The sequence below is a fragment of the Mycobacterium lehmannii genome (assembly GCF_001499925.1).
GTDB classification, from domain to species: Bacteria; Actinomycetota; Actinomycetes; order Mycobacteriales; family Mycobacteriaceae; genus Mycobacterium; species Mycobacterium lehmannii.
Genome location: NZ_LQIR01000001.1, coordinates 349,436 through 368,351, shown reverse-complemented (window position 1 = coordinate 368,351; position 18,916 = coordinate 349,436). Strand labels below are relative to the sequence as shown.

18 protein-coding genes and 1 tRNA gene are annotated in these 18,916 nt (G+C 67.8%); 14 read left to right on the top strand and 5 right to left on the bottom strand.

Annotated features, from left to right (window positions below; all coding sequences use genetic code 11):
• Positions 1-3 precede the first annotated feature (3 nt).
• Positions 4-3,954, top strand: a complete 3,951-nt coding sequence (locus AU192_RS01805; protein WP_207544896.1) for a bifunctional nitrate reductase/sulfite reductase flavoprotein subunit alpha — start codon at positions 4-6, stop codon at positions 3,952-3,954.
• Between the two features lie 344 nt (positions 3,955-4,298).
• Positions 4,299-6,068: an HNH endonuclease signature motif containing protein gene (locus AU192_RS01800; protein WP_064393978.1), complete on the top strand. Its 1,770-nt coding sequence runs from the start codon at positions 4,299-4,301 to the stop codon at positions 6,066-6,068.
• Positions 6,069-6,297: 229 nt separating this feature from the next.
• On the opposite strand, the gene AU192_RS01795 is transcribed toward AU192_RS01800, so the two are convergent.
• Positions 6,298-6,386 (bottom strand) — tRNA-Leu (locus AU192_RS01795).
• A gap of 72 nt (positions 6,387-6,458) precedes the next feature.
• Here AU192_RS01795 and AU192_RS01790 point away from each other — a divergent pair.
• From AU192_RS01790 to AU192_RS26085, 3 genes are all read left to right on the top strand, one after another.
• A complete protein-coding gene (locus AU192_RS01790; protein WP_064393977.1) occupies positions 6,459-7,802 on the top strand; it encodes a M20/M25/M40 family metallo-hydrolase in 1,344 nt (447 codons plus the stop codon).
• Positions 7,803-7,820: 18 nt separating this feature from the next.
• Positions 7,821-8,351, top strand: a complete 531-nt coding sequence (locus AU192_RS01785) for a YbhB/YbcL family Raf kinase inhibitor-like protein (RefSeq protein WP_064393976.1) — start codon at positions 7,821-7,823, stop codon at positions 8,349-8,351.
• 112 nt (positions 8,352-8,463) lie between these two features.
• Positions 8,464-8,592, top strand: a complete 129-nt coding sequence (locus tag AU192_RS26085) for a hypothetical protein (protein ID WP_255361514.1) — start codon at positions 8,464-8,466, stop codon at positions 8,590-8,592.
• Here the strand turns inward: AU192_RS26085 and AU192_RS01780 are convergent.
• Genes AU192_RS01780 through AU192_RS01770 form a run of 3 tightly spaced genes read right to left on the bottom strand, consistent with a single transcriptional unit; the run spans position 8,589 to position 10,961 of the window.
• Entirely contained in the window at positions 8,589-9,647 is a 1,059-nt protein-coding gene (locus AU192_RS01780; protein ID WP_165593258.1) for a quinone-dependent dihydroorotate dehydrogenase, read from the bottom strand. The genes AU192_RS26085 and AU192_RS01780 overlap by 4 nt on opposite strands.
• Positions 9,648-9,654: 7 nt before the next feature.
• Positions 9,655-9,924, bottom strand: coding sequence for a DUF5703 family protein (locus tag AU192_RS01775; protein WP_064393974.1), 270 nt, complete (start codon positions 9,922-9,924; stop codon positions 9,655-9,657).
• Complete coding sequence (locus AU192_RS01770) at positions 9,921-10,961, bottom strand: ligand-binding sensor domain-containing protein (protein WP_423202658.1); 1,041 nt, start codon at positions 10,959-10,961, stop codon at positions 9,921-9,923. Before AU192_RS01770 ends, AU192_RS01775 begins: the two co-directional genes overlap by 4 nt.
• A 138-nt stretch (positions 10,962-11,099) precedes the next feature.
• Here AU192_RS01770 and AU192_RS01765 point away from each other — a divergent pair, with 138 nt between their 5' ends.
• From AU192_RS01765 to AU192_RS01730, 8 genes are all read left to right on the top strand, one after another.
• Positions 11,100-11,411 carry a hypothetical protein gene (locus AU192_RS01765; RefSeq protein ID WP_064393972.1) on the top strand — a complete coding sequence of 104 codons (312 nt, stop codon included), beginning with the start codon at positions 11,100-11,102 and terminating at the stop codon, positions 11,409-11,411.
• 44 nt (positions 11,412-11,455) lie between these two features.
• On the top strand, positions 11,456-12,286 hold the full coding sequence (locus AU192_RS01760) for an undecaprenyl-diphosphate phosphatase (RefSeq protein WP_064394185.1): 831 nt from the start codon (positions 11,456-11,458) through the stop codon (positions 12,284-12,286).
• Positions 12,283-12,987: a histidine phosphatase family protein gene (locus AU192_RS01755; RefSeq protein ID WP_064393971.1), complete on the top strand. Its 705-nt coding sequence runs from the start codon at positions 12,283-12,285 to the stop codon at positions 12,985-12,987. The genes AU192_RS01760 and AU192_RS01755 overlap by 4 nt, the downstream gene beginning before the upstream one ends.
• 46 nt (positions 12,988-13,033) lie before the next feature.
• Positions 13,034-13,621, top strand: coding sequence for a DUF3090 domain-containing protein (locus AU192_RS01750; protein WP_064393970.1), 588 nt, complete (start codon positions 13,034-13,036; stop codon positions 13,619-13,621).
• Positions 13,605-14,438: an SCO1664 family protein gene (locus AU192_RS01745; RefSeq protein WP_094286545.1), complete on the top strand. Its 834-nt coding sequence runs from the start codon at positions 13,605-13,607 to the stop codon at positions 14,436-14,438. The genes AU192_RS01750 and AU192_RS01745 overlap by 17 nt, the downstream gene beginning before the upstream one ends.
• A gap of 3 nt (positions 14,439-14,441) precedes the next feature.
• Positions 14,442-15,221 (top strand): 3'(2'),5'-bisphosphate nucleotidase CysQ, encoded by a 780-nt coding sequence (locus AU192_RS01740; protein ID WP_064393968.1) that lies wholly within the window; start codon positions 14,442-14,444, stop codon positions 15,219-15,221.
• A gap of 57 nt (positions 15,222-15,278) precedes the next feature.
• The gene (mshC, locus tag AU192_RS01735; protein WP_064393967.1) at positions 15,279-16,517 is read left to right on the top strand and encodes a cysteine--1-D-myo-inosityl 2-amino-2-deoxy-alpha-D-glucopyranoside ligase; all 1,239 of its coding nucleotides are present in this window, start codon (positions 15,279-15,281) and stop codon (positions 16,515-16,517) included.
• 123 nt (positions 16,518-16,640) lie between these two features.
• Positions 16,641-17,519 carry an SDR family oxidoreductase gene (locus AU192_RS01730; protein WP_064393966.1) on the top strand — a complete coding sequence of 293 codons (879 nt, stop codon included), beginning with the start codon at positions 16,641-16,643 and terminating at the stop codon, positions 17,517-17,519.
• An 88-nt stretch (positions 17,520-17,607) separates the two neighbouring features.
• Here AU192_RS01730 and AU192_RS01725 read toward each other — a convergent pair whose 3' ends face one another.
• On the bottom strand, positions 17,608-18,474 hold the full coding sequence (locus tag AU192_RS01725; RefSeq protein WP_207544900.1) for a PAC2 family protein: 867 nt from the start codon (positions 18,472-18,474) through the stop codon (positions 17,608-17,610).
• A 105-nt stretch (positions 18,475-18,579) separates the two neighbouring features.
• Between AU192_RS01725 and AU192_RS26080 the strand changes: the two genes are divergently transcribed.
• Positions 18,580-18,702 carry a hypothetical protein gene (locus tag AU192_RS26080; protein WP_255392535.1) on the top strand — a complete coding sequence of 41 codons (123 nt, stop codon included), beginning with the start codon at positions 18,580-18,582 and terminating at the stop codon, positions 18,700-18,702.
• The last annotated feature ends 214 nt before the right edge of the window (positions 18,703-18,916 follow it).

The following is an 18,916-nucleotide window of genomic DNA, read 5'->3' as shown; positions in this document are numbered from 1 at the left end:
CCCATGGTGACTCGGACGGCGTGTTCGTACTGCGGCGTGGGCTGCGGTATCGAGGTGCACACCACCACCGACCGGCAGACCGGTAACCCGGTGATCGCGCGGGTGTCCGGGGACAAGCTGCACCCGGCCAACTTCGGCAGGCTGTGCACCAAGGGCGCCACCCACGCCGAGTTGATGCGCGCCGCGGACGGCCGGTTGACCTCGGCGATGCTGCGGCCCAGCCGCGACGAGGAACTGGTCCCGATCCCCGTTGACGACGCCGTTGCCGAGGCCGGCCGGCGGCTGCGGGAGATCGTCGAGCAGCACGGTCCCGACGCGGTGGCGCTGTACGTGTCGGGCCAGATGTCCATCGAGGCGCAGTATCTCGCGACCAAACTGGCCAAGGGGTTCCTGCGCACGGTGCACATCGAGTCGAACTCACGGCTGTGCATGGCCAGCGCCGGAACCGGCTTCAAACAATCGCTGGGCGCCGACGGTCCGCCGGGGTCGTACGCCGACTTCGATTGCAGCGACCTGTTCTTCGTCATCGGTTCCAACATGGCCGACTGTCACCCCATCCTGCACCTGCGCATGGTCGACCGGCTCAAGGCAGGCGCCAAGCTGATCGTCGTCGACCCCCGCCGCACGACGACCGCCGAACGCGCTGACCTGTTCCTGCAGATCAAACCCGGCACCGATCTCGCGTTACTGAACGGGCTGCTGAATCTGTTAGTCGAAAACGGCGCCATCGACCTCGATTTCATCGATCAACACACCGAGGGTTGGGAGGCGATGCCGGCGTTTCTCGCCGACTACACGCCCGAAAAGGTCGCTCACGTCACGGGTTTGGCGGAGGCCGACATCCGGCTCGCCGGCCAGATGATCGCCGACGCGGGGGAGTGGCTGAGCTGCTGGACGATGGGGCTCAACCAGAGCACTCACGGTACGTGGAACACGAACGCGATCTGCAACCTGCATCTGGCCACGGGCGCGATCTGCCGACCGGGCAGCGGGCCGATGTCGCTGACGGGACAACCCAATGCGATGGGTGGACGCGAAATGGGTTATATGGGCCCGGGGCTGCCGGGTCAGCGCTCGGTGACATCGGCGCAGGACCGCGCATTCGTCGAGAAGCAGTGGGGCGTGGCCCCCGGCACGATCCGTGCGGACGTCGGCCCAGGCACCGTCGACATGTTCCGGCAACTCGCTGACGGCGACATCAAAGCGTGCTGGATCATTTGCACCAATCCCGTTGCCAGCGTGGCCAACCGGTCGACGGTCATCGATGGGTTACGTGCCGCCGAGCTCGTCATCACCCAGGACACCTACAGCGCGACCGCCACCAACACCTACGCCGACATCGTGCTACCCGCGACCATGTGGGCAGAATCCGATGCGGTGATGGTCAACTCCGAACGTAACCTCACGCTGCTGCAGCAGTCCATTCCGGCGCCGGGACAGGCCAGGCCCGACTGGCAACTGATCTGCCAGGTCGCGGCCCACATGGGCTTCGGCGAGTATTTCGCCTACACCTCCAGCGAGCAGATCTTCGACGAGATCCGGCGGTTCTGGAACCCGAAGACCGGCTACGACATTCGCGGTGCCAGCTACGCGCGGCTGCGGGAGACCTCGGTGCAGTGGCCGTGCGCGCCGGACGACGAGTCCGATCGCCATCCCATCCGCTACGTCAACGACGGTGTCAGCCAGGAGTACTTCGTCGACGAGCGCGGGCAGGCGCCGCGACTGGCCTTCCCAACCCCGTCGCGGCGGGCGATCTTTCACGCCCGCCCGCATATGGACGCGCGGGAACTGCCCGACGATGACTACCCGATGGTGCTCAACACCGGTCGGCTGCAACATCAGTGGCACACCATGACCAAGACGGGACGCGTCGAGTCGCTCAACAAGCTCACCGGTGAGCCGTTCGTCGAGGTGCATCCCGAGGATGCGCTGCGGCTCGGCATCGAGAACGGACGACCGGTCGAGCTCACGACGCGGCGCGGGGGCGCGGTGCTGACCGCCGTCGTCACCGAACGCGTACGGCAGGGCAGCTGTTTCGTGCCTTTCCATTGGAACGACGAGCACGGTCAGAACCTCACCGTCAACGCGTTGACCAACGACGCGGTCGACCCCGATTCGCTGCAGCCCGAGTTCAAGGTCTGCGCGGTCGACCTGCGACCGGTCGCGTCGCCGACGCTCAGCGAGCAGGAATCGCTCTACGTGTCAGGCTTTTTCAGCGGACTGGCCGAGGCCGGGGCCGATGTTCCGGTGCTGCCCGATTCGGCGCCCGTATGCACCGAGGTACGACAGTGGATCAACGGCCTGCTCGCGGGCCAGGCCCACCGTTCCTCCGAAGAACCGGTCGCTCGACCAGAACTCGACGATGGGCCGCTCGTGCTGTGGGCGTCGCAGACCGGCAACGCCGAGGACTTCGCCTCCCGACTCGCCGAGCGGCTCGGCAACGCCCAGTTGGTGAACATGGACGACCTCGCGCCGGCCGACCTCGCGACGGCCCGTGACGTACTCGTGGTCACGAGCACGTTCGGCAACGGCGGACCGCCCGACAACGGCGCGAGCTTCTGGCAGCGGCTGCAGTCCTCGGAGGCGACGCCGTTGACCGGCGTGCGGTATGCGGTGCTGGGCATCGGCGACCGCTCCTACGACGACTTCTGCGGCCACGCCAAGGCCGTCGACACGAGGCTGGCAGACCTCGGCGCCGTGCGGCTGCTCGAGCGCGCCGACTGCGAGGCCTATGACGACGAGCGGATGCGACGCTGGGCCGACGATGTCACCGCACTGCTCACCCCTGGCATCGACACGTCGCCGCCCAGGGGTGGCGTCACGACACTCGCGCGCCCGGTCACCGTCGCTCAGCCGTTCACTCGCGCGCGCCCCCTCGTCGTGCCGCTGGCCCGCAACGTAGTGCTCACCGGACCGGCGTCTCGAAAAGAGGTGCGGCAGTTCGGATTCGACATCTCGGGACACGACGTCACCTACGCAGCAGGTGATTCGCTGGGAGTGTGCGCCACCAACGACCCAGTGACGGTCGACGCGTGGCTGGCGGCCACTGGAATGCCTCCGCAGCACGCCGTCGAGGTCGACGGCGCCGAGATGTCGTTGCGCGATGCGCTCATCTCGCACTTCGACTTCTGCCGGATCACTCCCGACCTGGTGCGCTTCATCGCCGAGCACAGCCGCGACGCCAAGGCGCTGCGGGCACCCAAGGCCAAGCTGGACAAGTGGCTGGCCGGCCGCAACGGCCTTGACCTCGTCCAGGAATTCGTCGTGCACGCCGATCCCGACGAGTGGCGCGAGGTGCTGGTCCGGTTGACTCCGCGCAGCTACTCCATTTCGTCGAGCCCGCTGGTCAGCCCGCACGAGGTGCAGCTGACGGTGTCGGTGGTGCGCTACCGTGGCGCCGACGGCGGTCGTCGTGGCGGCGTCTGCTCGACCTTTCTGGCCGACCGCGCGTCGTCGGTGCCGGTTTTTCTGCAGCGCTCACCGCATTTCCGCCCGCCGGAGGACGGCTCGGTTCCGATGATCATGGTGGGTCCCGGCACGGGCGTCGCGCCGTTCCGTGGCTTCCTGCAGGAGCGACGGGCCCTCGGCCACCGCGGTCGCAACTGGTTGTTCTTCGGTGAGCAGCACCGCGACCAGAACTACTACTACCGCGACGATTTCGAGGATATGGCTCGCGACGGCCTGCTCGACCGGTTGGACCTCGCGTTTTCCCGCGATCAGGCCTCGCGGGTCTACGTCCAGCACCGGATGCTCGACCGCGGTGCTCAACTGTGGCGCTGGCTCGACGACGGCGCGCACTTCTACGTCTGCGGCGACGCCAGCCGCATGGCCAAGGACGTCGACGCCGCGTTGACCACGATCATCGAGCGGCACGGCGGGATGTCACACGAACAGGCGCACGATTACAAGCGCGAACTGGTCGCGGCCAAACGCTACGTACGCGACGTTTACTGAGCGCTCGCCGTGTCGCGAGCGTGCAGAGACTGCTGAACTCGAGAGGCGCGTCGTGGGCAGACACGCACGTTCGCCGAGATAGTGCTCGGAAGTCTGCACACCACGATTTCCCACGGCCACAATGACTTCCAACCACCCTCAACCCCCATGCGCCACCTAATTGAACGGCCCGCACCGCTACCGCGAACTCTCGCTACGCGAACTCTCGCTACGCGGACGCCTTCGACCTCCGATCGCCCCGCGACTTCGGATCACTTCTGGACACCCTTCTGCGGGCTACAACATCGAACACGCCGACCGCCGGCGTGCCAGCACAGTCGCCGGCCGGATCTGTCAGATCTCGAATGTATGTTCGAAGCATGTCGGGGACAGCGTTGCAGGTGGCGATCGCCGAGTTGCGGGCCGCCTATGAGCAGGTGGTTGCCTGTGATCTGGAGCTGTTGACCCGCCATGACCTGGTGGCCGCCCTCGATGAGTTCGAAACGCTGTCGTGTCAGCTGCCGACGTTGGGCCAGCGTTTGCTGGCCCGTCTGCGGTGCGAGGCCACTCCGGCTGAGATGGGTGCGCACTCCTGGAAGGAAGTCCTGCGAGTGCGCTACCGGACCTCCACACGCGAGGCCAATCGGCGCCTGACCGAGGCTGACTTGTTGGCCCCCCGCCAGGCGGTGAGCGGCGCGTCGCTGCCACCGGCACTGGCCGCCACGGCAGCCGCTCAAGCCCACGGGCTGATCAACGCCGAACATGTCGAGGTCATCCGCAAATCACTGCACAAGCTGCCGGGCTGGGTCGACACCGCCACCCGCGAACAATTCGAACTGGACCTGGTGCGCACCGCGGTCACGGTCGGACCCAAAGAACTCACCGACACCGCCGAACTGACGCTGTTTCTACTCGACCAAGACGGCCCCGCGCCCAGCGACGTCGACCGGGCCCGCAAACGCGGAATCACAAAATCCCCACAAGGCCCTGACGGGATGGTGGGGCTGCGCGCGATGCTCACCCCCGAAGCGTGGGCGCTCTGGGAGGCGATCTTCGCCAAATACGCCGCCCCGGGCATGTGCAACCCCGACGATGCCCAGCCGTGCACCTCGGGCACCCCCTCCCAGGCTCAGATCGACAACGACCACCGCAGCCTGGCCCAGCGTCAGCACGATGCGCTGATCGCTGTGGGGCGTATCGCGTTGATGAGCGGTGAGTTGGGCCGGCTCAACGGGCTACCGGTGTCGATCATCATCCGCACCACGTTGCCGGACCTGGAATCGCGCGCCGGGGTCGGCACCACCGGCGGGGGCACCCGCATGCCCATCAGTGAGGTGATCCGGCTGGCCGGCCACGCCAACCACTACCTGGCGGTGTTCGACCAAGCCACCGGTTCGGCGCTGGATCTGTTCCGCACCAAGCGCATCGCCTCCCCTGCGCAGCGGATCATGTTGATCGCTCGTGATGGCGGATGCACCAAACCGTGCTGCACCGTGGGTGCCTACGGCTGCCAAGCACACCACGTCGAAGCTGATTGGACCGATGGGGGCAACACCAACATCGACGAACTCGGCCTGGCCTGCGGACCCGACAACCGCAGCGTCACCGACGGCGGCTGGACCACCCGCATGAACAACCGCGGCGAAGTCGAATGGCTGCCCCCACCGGGCCTCGACACCGGCCAAGCCCGCCTCAACTACTACCACCGCCCCGAACGCCTCCTGCACCCCCACGACCCCGAAGAGCAACCCTCGACGCCTCGCACCGAACCGACCACGACCCCCGATGAAGACCCGCCGTCGAATGCTGAGCCTGCTGACGGCAACCAGGTCGCCGAGTCCGAGCCACCTGCGGTAGCGCCCGCAGACGATAACCAGACAGCCGACGAAATCGCAGACACGGCGTCAAGCACCGAGCCTGCTGACGGCAACCGGGTCGCCGAAACAGAAACGGGCGCCGCAGTACCCACCGACGACAGCGAAATAGCCCACGAAGACACTGCGTCGGTTGCCGAGCCCGCCGACGACAATGCCGACGACAATGACGCCGTCGAAACCGATTCCGCCGCCGCAGTGTCAGTCGACGGATCCGGTGAGCCCGGCGGACCAGCACCCCCAGGAGGCCGGGCGGCCTGACCGTCGGCGCGAACAAGCCCCGGGGATCCGCCTGAATTATCCGAGGCCGCGGGATCAACATCACTCGAGCAATTCGGCAAGTTCACGTTAACCACGGCAGCCGACTACACGACCTATGCACCGGCCGCGACCACGACACCGCCTCCAGCGCAATTACTGGCGCAAACCAACAGAAAAACCCCGGCCGATGGCCGGGGCGATCTGTAACCAATGACTCAACTCATCACAATGGTGTCCGAGGGGGGACTTGAACCCCCACGCCCGTTAATAGGGCACTAGCACCTCAAGCTAGCGCGTCTGCCATTCCGCCACTCGGACTCGCTGTGGGCAGCTAAGGCTATCGGATCACTGAGGCGTGACCCAAACCCAGCCGCCAGGTCAATGGTACGAATGGTGACTGTGACTGGTCCCGTCAACGCCGAAGCGGAGGTTGTCGACCTCGTCAGCGCGCTCATCCGGTTCGACACGTCCAACACCGGCGACCCGGCCACCACCGTGGGTGAGGCCGAATGCGCGCGCTGGGTGGCCGAACAGCTCGAAGAAGTCGGCTATGCGACCGAATACGTGGAGGCCGGCGCGCCGGGCAGGGGCAACGTGTTCGCCCGGCTCGAGGGCTCCGACAGCTCGCGTGGGTCGCTGCTGCTGCACGGACACCTCGACGTCGTGCCCGCCGAGGCGTCCGACTGGAGCGTGCACCCGTTCTCCGGCGCGGTCGAGAACGGCTACGTGTGGGGTCGCGGCGCGGTCGACATGAAAGACATGTGCGGCATGATGATCGCGATCGCGCGGCACTTCAAGCGCGCGGGCATCACCCCGCCGCGCGACCTGATCTTCGCGTTCCTGTCCGACGAGGAGGCCGGCGGCAAGTTCGGCTCACACTGGCTGGTCAAGAACCGGCCCGACCTGTTCGCCGGGGTCACCGAGGCGGTCGGAGAGGTCGGTGGCTTCTCGTTGACCGTGCCGCGCAAAGACGGCGGCGAGCGGCGCCTCTACCTGGTCGAGACCGCCGAGAAGTCGATGAACTGGATGAAGCTGACCGCGCGCAGTCACGCCGGCCACGGCTCGATGATCCACGACAGCAACTCGGTCACCGCGGTCGCCGAGGCGGTCGCCAAGCTGGGCCGCCACGAGTTCCCGCTGGTGATGACCGACGCCGTCGGCCAGTTCCTGCAGGCGGTCACCGAGGAGACCGGCTACACGTTCGACATCGACTCGCCGGACCTGCCCGGCGCGATCGCCAAGCTCGGCCCGATCGCCCGCATCGTCGGCGCCACGCTGCGCGACACCGCCAACCCCACCATGCTCAAGGCCGGATACAAGGCCAACGTGATCCCCGCGTCGGCCGAGGCCATCGTCGACTGCCGGATCCTGCCCGGGCGCCAGGCCGCATTCGAACGCGAGGTCGACGAGCTCATCGGCCCCCACGTCACCCGCGAGTGGGTCACCGAACTGCCGTCGTACGAGACCACCTTCGATGGCGACCTGGTCGACGCGATGAACGGCGCGATCCTGTCCGTCGACCCCGACGCCCGCATCGTGCCCTACATGCTCTCCGGCGGTACCGACGCGAAAGCGTTCGCGCAGTTAGGAATTCGTTGCTTCGGCTTCGCTCCTCTGCAGCTGCCGCCCGATCTGGACTTCAGCGCGTTGTTCCACGGCGTCGACGAGCGGGTACCCGTCGATGCGTTGAAGTTCGGTACCCAGGTCCTCGAGCATTTCCTGTTGCACTGCTGATCGACGAAAGGACGAGTCATGGCGTTTGATTACAACCCCTACGAGTTCCTCCCCGAGTTGCCCTCGTTCACGGTGTCCTCGGACACCTTCAACGACGGCGACGCGCTGGGCAACGACCAGGTCAGCGGCATCATGGGTGCCGGGGGAAACGATGTCTCGCCGCACCTGACCTGGTCGGGCTTCCCCGAGGAGACCCGCAGCTTCGCGGTCACGGTCTATGACCCCGACGCCCCGACCGCGTCCGGCTTCTGGCACTGGGCGGTGGCCAACCTGCCCGCCACCGTCACCGAACTGCCCGAGGGAGTGGGTGACGGCAGCGGCCTTCCCGGCGATGCGCTCACGCTGCGCAACGACGCCGGCCTCCAGCGCTTCATCGGCGCCGCCCCGCCTCCGGGACACGGCCCCCACCGCTACATCGTCGCCGTGCACGCCGTCGACGTGGAGAAGCTCGATCTGCCCGAGGACGCGACTCCGGCGTACCTCGGGTTCAACCTGTTTCAGCACGCGATCGCGCGGGCGCTGATCCACGGCACCTACGAGCAGAAGTAGCAGAACACTGAAATCTGCTCTGCGCGCTCCGATTTCCTGCACGACTGGCTTTTCTGAGGAACTGACGTATGGTCGCAGGTGAGTGATTGCCACTTCTGCTTAAGGAGCGACAATGGCTGACAAGAAACCCGGTAGAAGCCTGAAGAAGGCTGAACGGTCCCTCAAGGACCGGCGCGCTGAGAAGCGTCAGCGCGAAGCCGAGGCGGGTGAGTTCATCCGCAAGCGCAAGCGCGCAAGCTAGGCCGCAGAACCGACCGCTTCGGCCAGTGAGCCGAAGCCCCCCTCGTGGAGGCGGCGGGCGATTCCATCGTGGATGCCTTTGGCCCACAGCCCGCCGCCGTACACGAATCCGGTATAACCCTGCAGGAGTGAGGCTCCGGAGATGATCCGGTCCCACGCGTCGTCGGCGGTTTCGATGCCGCCGACACTGATCAGCACCAGCCTGTCCCCGACGCGGCGATAGAGCCTGCGCAGCACCTCGACCGAACGTGTGGCCACCGGCCGCCCGGAGATCCCGCCGGGCCCCAGTTCGTCGAGGCCCGGGGTGGCCAACCCGTCGCGCGACACGGTCGTGTTGGTGGCGACGATGCCGGCCAGGCCGAGATTGACTGCCAGGTCGGCGATTTCATCGACGTCTTCGTCGGACAGGTCCGGTGCGATCTTCACCAGCACCGGTTTCGACGTCTCCGCCAGCACCGCGGTCAGGATCGGGCGCAACGACGAAACCGCCTGCAGGTCGCGCAGCCCCGGAGTGTTCGGAGAGCTGACGTTGACCACCACGAACGAGGCGAGCGGTCCCAGCAGGCGCGCCGATGTCGCGTAATCCTGCACCGCCTCCTCCGGCGGCGTGATCTTCGTCTTGCCGATGTTCACGCCGATGGGGACATCGGGAACGTGCCGGGCGAGCCTCACGGCGAGTTCGCCCGCGCCGTGGTTGTTGAATCCCATCCGGTTCAACAGCGCATGGTCGTCAGGCAGCCGGAACATCCGCGGTTTCGGGTTGCCGGGCTGGGCTTGGGCGGTGACGGTGCCCACCTCGGCGTAACCGAAGCCGAGTGCGCCCCACGTGTGCAGTCCGCTGCCGTTCTTGTCGAACCCGGCGGCCAGGCCCAGCGGTCCGGGAAACCGGACACCGAACACCGTGCTGGCCAGTATCGGATCGCGGGGTCCCAACCACCGTCTCAACGCGCGCCTGGTCCACGGCGGATAGGTGACGGCCCGCAGCAGTGCGAAGACCCACGTGTGAATCCGTTCGGGTGCAACGAGAAACAGCGCCCGCCGCAGCGCGCCGTACATCATCGCCTCACTGTGCGGGCTGCTCCGGGATGTTCATCCGGCTGGCTGCGGTCTTCTTGCGGCGCAGCAACACCCGTCGCGAACCGTCGGTGTAGAGCCTGACGCGGGTGAGTTCCCAGCCTCGGTATTCGGCCTCGATCGACAACCGGGTCGAGGCGCTGACTCGCGTGACGTCCGGCGGCAACCGCAGCGGAATCCATTCGTAGTCGTCTGAGAGGTCTGATTTGACGGCGTCCTCCCAGGCCGCTGGCATCCGTCCGCGGTGAAGTGCGCTCATGCGTGCGCTCTCGCCGCGTCGACGATCACCTGCACACCCGCTCCCGATCCGGACACCACATACAGGGTGCCAGAGGATTCGTCGAATGCCAGGGAGTTCGGTTGCTGCACGGTTCGATATCGCACCTTCTCGACGGGAATGCCGGTGGCCAGATCGTAGCCAACGACCTCGTTCGTCGCAGTCTGCGACACCCAGGCCAGCGTCGACGACCCGGCGAGGCCGTAGGGGGCGTCGCGCACCGGGTACCGCTGACGCAGGATCAGCGGATCGGTGCCGAAGACCAGGAGCCCCTCGCCGCGGGTGTCGGCCACCAGCACCCGACCGGCCGGGTCGGCGACCATCGTCGTCGCACCCTCGCCCGCCCGCAGCGCCTGCGCCTGCTCCTCGCCGTTCTCGGTGAGCGCCGTCACCGACGTCTGGGCGCGGTCCAGTACCACGGCCGTATTCCCTTGTGTGACAAGCGCATCGACACGGGCAAAGATGTTCAGCGTAGCGGCTACGGCGGTGTCTGAGCCCAACGTGTAGACGGCGCCGTCGGCGCTCCCGAGCACCAGTCGGCCGTCCGCGCGCCGCGCGATCGCGGTGAAGTCGGTGTCGGGCAGGCCCTCGACCTCGACCTTGGTCGCGGTGCGGCCGGCGACGTCGATCCGGTGGTAGCCGCCGCGCGTCGCCGCGTAGACCTGGCCGTCGCCGTCACCCGTCAACGCCGTTGCGGGACTGGACAACGACATCGTCGCCGCGTCCTCGCCGCCCGTGGAATACACCGTGACCTGCGATCGGTCCGCCGGATCGGGCGCCAGTACCACCAGTGAGCCGCTTTCCGCGTCGACGATCGCCGCCTGCGCATCGGCGCCCAGCGGCCGCACGACGCCGTCGGGCCGGCCGGCCACCGGTGGGGACACCGCGGCCTGCGCGGGCGCGATGGTGGCAGGAGCGTCGGAGCTTTCCGACAAGCAGCCGCCGACCAGCACAAATGCCGGCACGATAGCCAGCGTCGCCACGATCCGGCGAATCGGCTGATTCGATGTGTTTACCACGGGCGCCAAGGGGTAGCTCTCGGTCGTGCGAACGGTTAATCGACTGAACGGCCAGTCTAGGCAGACCGCTGCGCGTCGGCTTTCGTCCGCTCGCCGTGCCCTCCCAATTAGCGGCCGCGTCAACGGTATGGTGCGATCATGACCCTCGCCACGGACCGCGCGACCGGCGCCGGTGAGTTTGTCATCGAGGACATGACCACCGGCCTGTATGCCAGCGGCTTCGGCCAGGTGGGCGACGGCCGCAGCTTCTCGTTCCATGTCGAGCGCCAGATGCTGGTCGTCGAGATCTACCGCCCGCGGTTGGCGGGACCGGTCCCGCACGAGGAGGACGTGGTCGCGGTGTCCAGCCGCAAGCTGACCGACATCGACCTCACCGACCGACGCAGCGTGGGCGCGGCGGTGCGTGATCTCGTCGCGTCCGCAGAGCCGGTGGCGCGGACCGGTCGCTAACACCCGCCCACGGTACGGTCGTCGTCGTGACGGACGTGCCGGCGATGTCGTGGGTGCAGGTCGTCGTCCTCGCGATTGTGCAGGGGCTGACCGAGTTCCTGCCCGTCAGCTCCTCGGGGCACCTGGCGATCACGTCGCGCGTGTTCTTCGCCGACGACGCCGGGGCGTCGTTCACCGCCGTCACCCAGTTGGGCACCGAGTTCGCGGTCCTGCTCTACTTCGCCAAGGACATCGGGCGCATCGTCAAGGCCTGGTTCAACGGCTTGTTTGTCACCGCGCACCGCAACGCCGACTACTGGTTGGGTTGGTATGTGATCGTCGGGACCATCCCCATCGCCGTCCTCGGGCTGCTGTTCAAGGACCAGATCCGCACCGGCGCACGCAATCTGTGGGCGATCGCGATCGCGCTGATCGTGTTCTCGGCCGTCATCGCCGCCGCCGAGTACTTCGGCCGCCAGGCGCGCACCGTCGAACAGCTGACGTGGAAGGACAGCATCATCGTGGGCTTCGCGCAGTGCCTGGCCCTGCTGCCCGGTGTGTCCCGTTCCGGCGCGACGATCAGCGCCGGGCTCTTCCTCGGTCTCAACCGCGAGCTGGCCGCCCGGTTCGGTTTTCTTCTGGCCATCCCCGCGGTGTTCGCCTCCGGGTTGTTCTCGCTTCCCGACGCGTTCCATCCCGTCGGGGAGGGGATGAGCGCGACCGGCCCGCAGTTGCTGGTGGCCACGCTGATCGCGTTCGTGGTCGGTTTCGCCGCAGTGGCTTGGTTCCTGCGGTTCCTGGTCAGGCACAGCATGTACTGGTTCGTCGGGTATCGCGTCATGCTGGGCACCGTGGTGCTGATCTTGTTGGGGACGGGTGTGGTGGCAGCGACATGACGGTCATCCTGTTGCGGCACGGCCGCTCGACGTCCAACACCGCGCACACGCTGGCGGGCCGGTCCGAGGGCGTCGACCTCGACGACAAGGGTCGCGAACAGGCGCATGCGGTGGCAACCCGCATCGGTTCGCTGCCGATCCGCGCGATCGTGCGCTCGCCGCTGTTGCGCTGCGAACGAACCGTGGAACCGCTGGCCGCGGCGCTGGGCCTGACGCCGATCGTCGACGACCGGATCTCGGAGGTCGACTACGGGGCCTGGACCGGGCGCAAGATCGCCGACTTGGTCTCCGAGCCGCTGTGGGCGGTGGTGCAGCAGCATCCCAGCGCCGCGGTGTTCCCCGGCGGGGAGGGCCTGGCCCACGTGCAGGCCCGCGCGGTGTCCGCGGTCCGTGAGCACGACCGTCGACTCGCCGAGGAGCACGAGGGCGACGTGCTGTGGGTCGCCTGCACTCACGGCGATGTGATCAAAGCCATTGTCGCCGACGCGCTCGGCACCCATCTCGACAGCTTTCAGCGGATCACCGCCGACCCGGCGTCGATGAGCGTGATCCGTTACACGGCGGTGCGGCCGTTCGTGATCCACGTCAACCACACTGGTGACCAACTCACGTCGGGGCTGGCGCCCAAACCCGCGAAAAGCGACGCGGAAGACGGCGAGGTGCCGCCGGAGGATGCCGTCGTCGGCGGGTCCACCGGCTAGTCGCAATTACGGGTGACAAGCCCCAACCGGTATTTTGGGAGGTGCCATGGCCCGCGCAATCCACGTCTTCCGCACACCCGACCGATTCGTGGCCGGGACCGTCGGCCAACCCGGTAATCGCACGTTCTACTTGCAGGCCGTCCACGACAAGCGCGTTGTCTCGGTGGTTCTGGAGAAGCAGCAGGTCGCCGTGCTCGCCGAACGGATTGCCGCGCTGCTGCTCGAGATCAATCGCCGGTTCGGAACGCCGATTCCGCCCGACACCGGTGATGTCGAGGATCTCAGCCCGCTGATCACTCCGGTCGACGCGGAGTTCCGCGTGGGCACCATGGGACTGGGCTGGGACTCCGAAGCCCAGACGGTCGTCGTCGAACTGCTGGCGGTGTCGGAAACCGAGTTCGACGCGTCGGTGGTGCTCGACGACGCAGAGGAGGGCCCCGACGCGGTCCGTGTGTTCCTCACACCGGAATCCGCGCGCGAGTTCGCGACGCGCTCCAACCGGGTGATCTCGGCAGGCCGCCCGCCCTGTCCACTGTGTGACGAACCGCTGGACCCCGAAGGCCACATCTGCGTGCGCACCAACGGCTATCGGCGCGGCGCCTTCGCCGAGTCCGACGATGACATCGACATCTGACGGCGGGGCCGATGCGGTCCGCGAAGAGGTGCTGCGGCGCGGTGAACTGACCGTCATCGGGCGCATCCGATCGGCCAGCAACGCGACCTTCCTGTGCGAGGCGAATCTTGGGCAGCACCAAGTCCATTGCGTCTACAAGCCGGTGGCGGGCGAGGCACCGCTGTGGGACTTCCCCGACGGAACGCTGGCCGGTCGCGAGCGCGGAGCCTATCTGGTGTCGGCCGCGTTGGGATGGAATATCGTGCCCTACACCATCATTCGTGAAGGGCCGGCGGGTGAGGGCATGGTGCAGCTGTGGGTGGACCAGCCGGGCGACGAGGTCGACGACGAACGACCGGACGGGCCGGATCTGGTGGATCTGCTTCCCGCAGGGCGCATTCCGCCCGGCTTTTTGCCGATCCTGCAGGCCTACGACTACGCGGGCGACGAGGTCGCCCTGGTGCACGCCGACGACGACCGGTTGCGCCGGATGGCGGTGTTCGACGTGCTGGTCAACAACGCCGACCGCAAGGGCGGACACATCCTGTCCGGCGTCGACGGTCGGGTGTACGGCGTCGACCACGGGGTGACCCTGCACACCCAGGACAAGCTGCGCACCGTGCTGTGGGGCTGGGCCGGTAAACCCGTCGACGACCAGACACTGGAATCGGTGGCCGCGCTGCGCGATCAGCTGCGCAACGGGTTAGGCGACGAACTGTGCGCGCTCATCACCGAGCGGGAGATTGCCGCGTTGCTCTCCAGAACCGTTGCGCTGCTGACCGATCCGGTGATGCCCACACCCGATCGGCATCGCCCGATCCCGTGGCCGGCGTTCTGAGCGATGACCCTGACTGATGCGGCGTTGGCCGCCGAGGTGGCCGCCGAGGCGGGCGAGATGCTGCTGAAGGTCCGCGAGGAAGTGGGTTTCTACGACCCGTACGACCTCGGCGACACCGGCGACAAGCTGGCCAACAGGCTGATCCTCGATCGGCTTCGCGCTGAGCGGCCCGACGACAAGGTGCTCTCCGAAGAAGCGGTCGACGATCTGTCCCGCGTCGACGCCGACCGGGTGTGGATCGTCGACCCGGTCGACGGCACCCACGAGTACTCGATGCCGCGGCGCACGGACTGGGCGGTGCACATCGCGCTGTGGCGACGCGACGGCGGGCCTAACGGGCGCATCACCGACGCCGCGGTCGCGCTACCCGCGCGCAACGAGGTCTACCGCACCGACACCGTCACCCCGCCGCCGCCCCGCGCCGACGGCCCCATCCTGATCACGGCCAGCTCCAACCGGCCGCCGCCGGTGCTGTGGTGGCTGCGCGACCGGATGGACATCCAGTTGGTGCGCATCGGGTCCGCGGGCGCCAAGGCGATGGCGGTGGTGCGCGGTGACGTCGACGCCTACCTGCATGCCGGCGGACAGTGGGAGTGGGATTCGGCCGCGCCCGCCGGCGTGGTGCAGGCCGCGGGTCTGCACGCGTCGCGCATCGACGGCTCGGAGCTGGTCTACAACCGGCGCGACCCCTACCTGCCCGACCTGTTGATGTGCCGGCCCGAGCTCAGCGAGGCGCTGCTCAAGGAGATCCTCTCGGCGTATCGGAGCCGCTGGAGGGACTGACGGGAATGAATACGGCCGCCCGCGATGTCGGTCAGATCGATGCCTAGAGTCGAGACTATGAATTCGTGGCCGGCTCCCGTCGTCCCGGCGCTGCCGGGCCGGGGACCGCAGCTGCGCCTCTACGACAGCGCCGACCGGCAGGTCCGGCCCGTCAGCGCGGGCGAAACGGCCACGATGTACGTCTGCGGCATCACGCCCTACGACGCGACCCACCTCGGCCACGCCGCCACCTACCTCGCCTTCGACCTCGTGCACCGCATCTGGCTGGACGCCGGACATCGGGTGCACTACGTGCAGAACATCACCGACGTCGACGACCCGCTGTTCGAACGCGCGCAGCGCGACGGCATCGACTGGCGCGAACTCGCCGACCGCGAGACCCGGCTGTTCAGCGAGGACATGGCCGCGCTGCGGGTGCTGCCGCCGCACGACTACGTCGCGGCCACCGAGGCCATCGCCGAGGTCATCGAGGTGGTGGAGAAGCTGTTGGCCTCAGGTGCCGCCTACATCGTCGACGACGCCGAATATCCCGACGTGTACTTCCGCGCCGACGCCACCGCACAGTTCGGTTACGAGTCCGGCTACGACCGCGACACCATGGCCCGGTTGTTCGCCGAACGCGGCGGCGACCCGGAGCGACCGGGGAAGGGCGACGAACTCGACGCGCTGCTGTGGCAGGCGCAACGGCCGGGGGAGCCGAGTTGGCCGTCGCCGTTCGGGCCGGGCCGCCCGGGATGGCACGTCGAATGTGCGGCCATCGCCCTGAGCCGCATCGGCACGGACCTCGACATCCAGGGCGGCGGCAGCGACCTGATCTTCCCGCACCACGAGTTCTCCGCCGCGCACGCCGAATCCGTCACAGGCGAGCGCAGATTCGCGCGTCACTACGTGCACGCCGGCATGATCGGCTGGGACGGCCACAAGATGAGCAAGAGCCGCGGGAACCTGGTGCTGGTCTCGCGGCTGCGCGCCGAGGGCGTCGACCCCGCGGCGATCCGGCTCGGGCTGTTCGCCGGTCACTACCGTGCCGACCGGTACTGGAGTGACGCGGTGCTGGCCGAGGCGGTCGAGCGGCTGGGTCGTTGGCGTGCGGCGGTCGCGCTGCCCGGCGCGCCGGATGCGACCGATGTCGTGCAGCGGGTTCGCCGGTACCTCGCCGACGATCTGGACACCCCGAAAGCGCTTGCGGCGCTGGACGGTTGGACAACCGACGCGCTGAGCTACGGCGGCCACGACCCCGAGGCGGGGCACACGGTGGCGACCGCCGTCGACGCGTTGCTGGGCATCGCGCTGTAGCCCCGTTGCGGCGAGTGCGCGCGTCTGTCGACGACACGCCGCTGGTTTCCCAGCCATTTGTGCACCCTCGCGGCGCGCTGAACGTGCGTCGAATGCCGCCGCCGGCGCGGTACCTTAGCCGCCATGAGTTCACTGAACGGCAAAGTCGCGTTGATCACCGGCGGGGCGAACGGCATCGGCGAAGAGGTGGCCCGGCGGCTGCACGACAAGGGCGCCAAGCTCGTGCTGACCGACCTCGACGCCGACCGGTTGGCCCAGGTCGCTGCCCGGTTCGGCGAGGACGGGGTGGTGACATCGGTCGCCGACGTGCGCGACCTGGCGGCGATGGAGGCGGCGGTCGCCAAGGGAGTCGAACGGTTCGGCGGCATCGACATCGTGATCGCCAACGCCGGCATCGCGACCTACGGGTCGGTGCTCGGGGTCGACCCGCAGGCGTTCCAGACGATCATGGATGTCAACGTCGTCGGCGTGTTCCACACCGTGCGCGCTGCGCTGCCCTCGGTGATCGACCGGCGCGGCTACGTCCTGGTGGTGTCGTCGGCGGCCGCCTACGCTGCCTCGGCCGGCATGGCTCCTTATGACGCCTCGAAGGCGGCCGCCGAGCATTTCGCCAACGCGCTGCGCCTGGAGGTCGCGCACCACGGTGTCGACGTCGGATCGGCGCACATGCTGTGGATCGACACGCCGCTGGTCCGGGAGAGTCGCTCGGACCTGCCGAGCGCGCGCAAGATGCTCGACTCTCTGCCCGGGCCGCTGGGCAAGACCACCTCGGTGGACAAGTGCGGTGAGCTGTTCGTTGCCGGCATCGAACAGCGCAAACGCCAGATCAACTGCCCGCGGTTCGTCGGCCTGATGCGCTGGCTCAAGCCGCTGCTGGCGTCGCGGCTGGGGGAGCGGGCCACGCTCAAGACGGTGCCGGATCTGCTGCCGAAGATGGACGCCGAGGTCGCCGCGTTGGGCCGGTCGATGAGCGCGCGCACCGAGGCGCTGGAAAAGCGCTAACCCTCACTGCCGCGAGCGACCGAGTTTGCCCCGCGACACGCCGCGCTCGGCCGTACAAATGCGGTCGCTCGCGCGGGATGACGGACGCTCAGCCCCTGAAGCCGGGGCCGCGGCGGCGCAGGTAGCGCTCGAACTCGGCGGCCAGCGCGTCGCCGTCGATCTTGCCGAGAGCCTCGGTCATGTCGACCTCGGCGTCGCCGCGTTCCTCCAGCGACTGCACGTACTCGGCGATCTCGTCGTCCTCGGCGGTCATCTCCGAAACCGCCTGCTCCCACTCCTCGGCCGCGGTCGGCAGGTCGGCCAGCGGCACCTCGATGTCGAGCACGTCCTCGACGCGGCGCAGCAGGGCCACGGTCGCCTTCGGGTTCGGCGGCTGCGAAACGTAGTGGGGCACCGCGGCCCAGAACGTCACCGCGGGGATCCCGGCCTGCACACACGCGTCCTGGAACACACCGGCGATGCCGGTCGGGCCTTCGTACCGCGTCTCCTCCAGCCCGAACACCGCCGCTGAATCCGACGAGTAGGCCGCGCCCGACACCGGCACCGGCCGAGTGTGGGGCGTATCGGCCAGCAGGGCGCCGAGGATGACGACGGTCTGCACGTTGAGCTTGTCGGCGATCGCCAACAGCTCCGAGCAGAACGTGCGCCAGCGCATGTTCGGCTCGACGCCGTGCATCAGCACGATGTCACGGTCGGAACCCGGGGGACGGCAGTGCGAAATCCGCATCGACGGCCACACCAGTTCCCGCGTGACCCCGTCGACCTGCCTGATCACCGGCCGATTCACCTGGTAGTCGTAGTAGGCCTCGTCGTCGATCTCGACGATCGTCTCGGCTTCCCAGATCGCGTCGAGGTGCTCCACCGCATCGCTGGCCGCGTCGCCGGCGTCGTTCCAGCCCTCGAACGCTGCGACGACGATCGTGTCGTTCAGTTCGGGCAGGTCGGGCGGTTTCAAACCGCTCGCATCCGACAAGGTCACAACGCCAGCGTAAGCCCTCTGAGGCGGGTAGGAGCGCCATCGCCACACGTGCTGACTTGATTCGCCGACTACCCTGGATTCGTGGCTGATGTGAAGGACCGCGCGTACACCACCGATTTGCTCGACGCCCTCGTAATCGGTGGCCGCGCGATGTGCACCCGGCTGCCAGCCAAGACGAAATACGCTCGGCTGCAATCTGGTTAACCATGGTGTCGACGACAGTGCCGACAAGATCCGCCAGCGTTCGCTCATGGGCGCGCGTCGCCGTGCGGGTCGGACCGATCGCCACGTCGAGGCGGGCGTCCGAGAATCGTTTGGATGACAACGTAGACTTTGCCTGTCGAGAGGCGTTGCAACGGATTCCGGTCTTCACCGTTATCCGCCACGCTCGGCAGACTCAAGGACGCCTTCCCCTAGG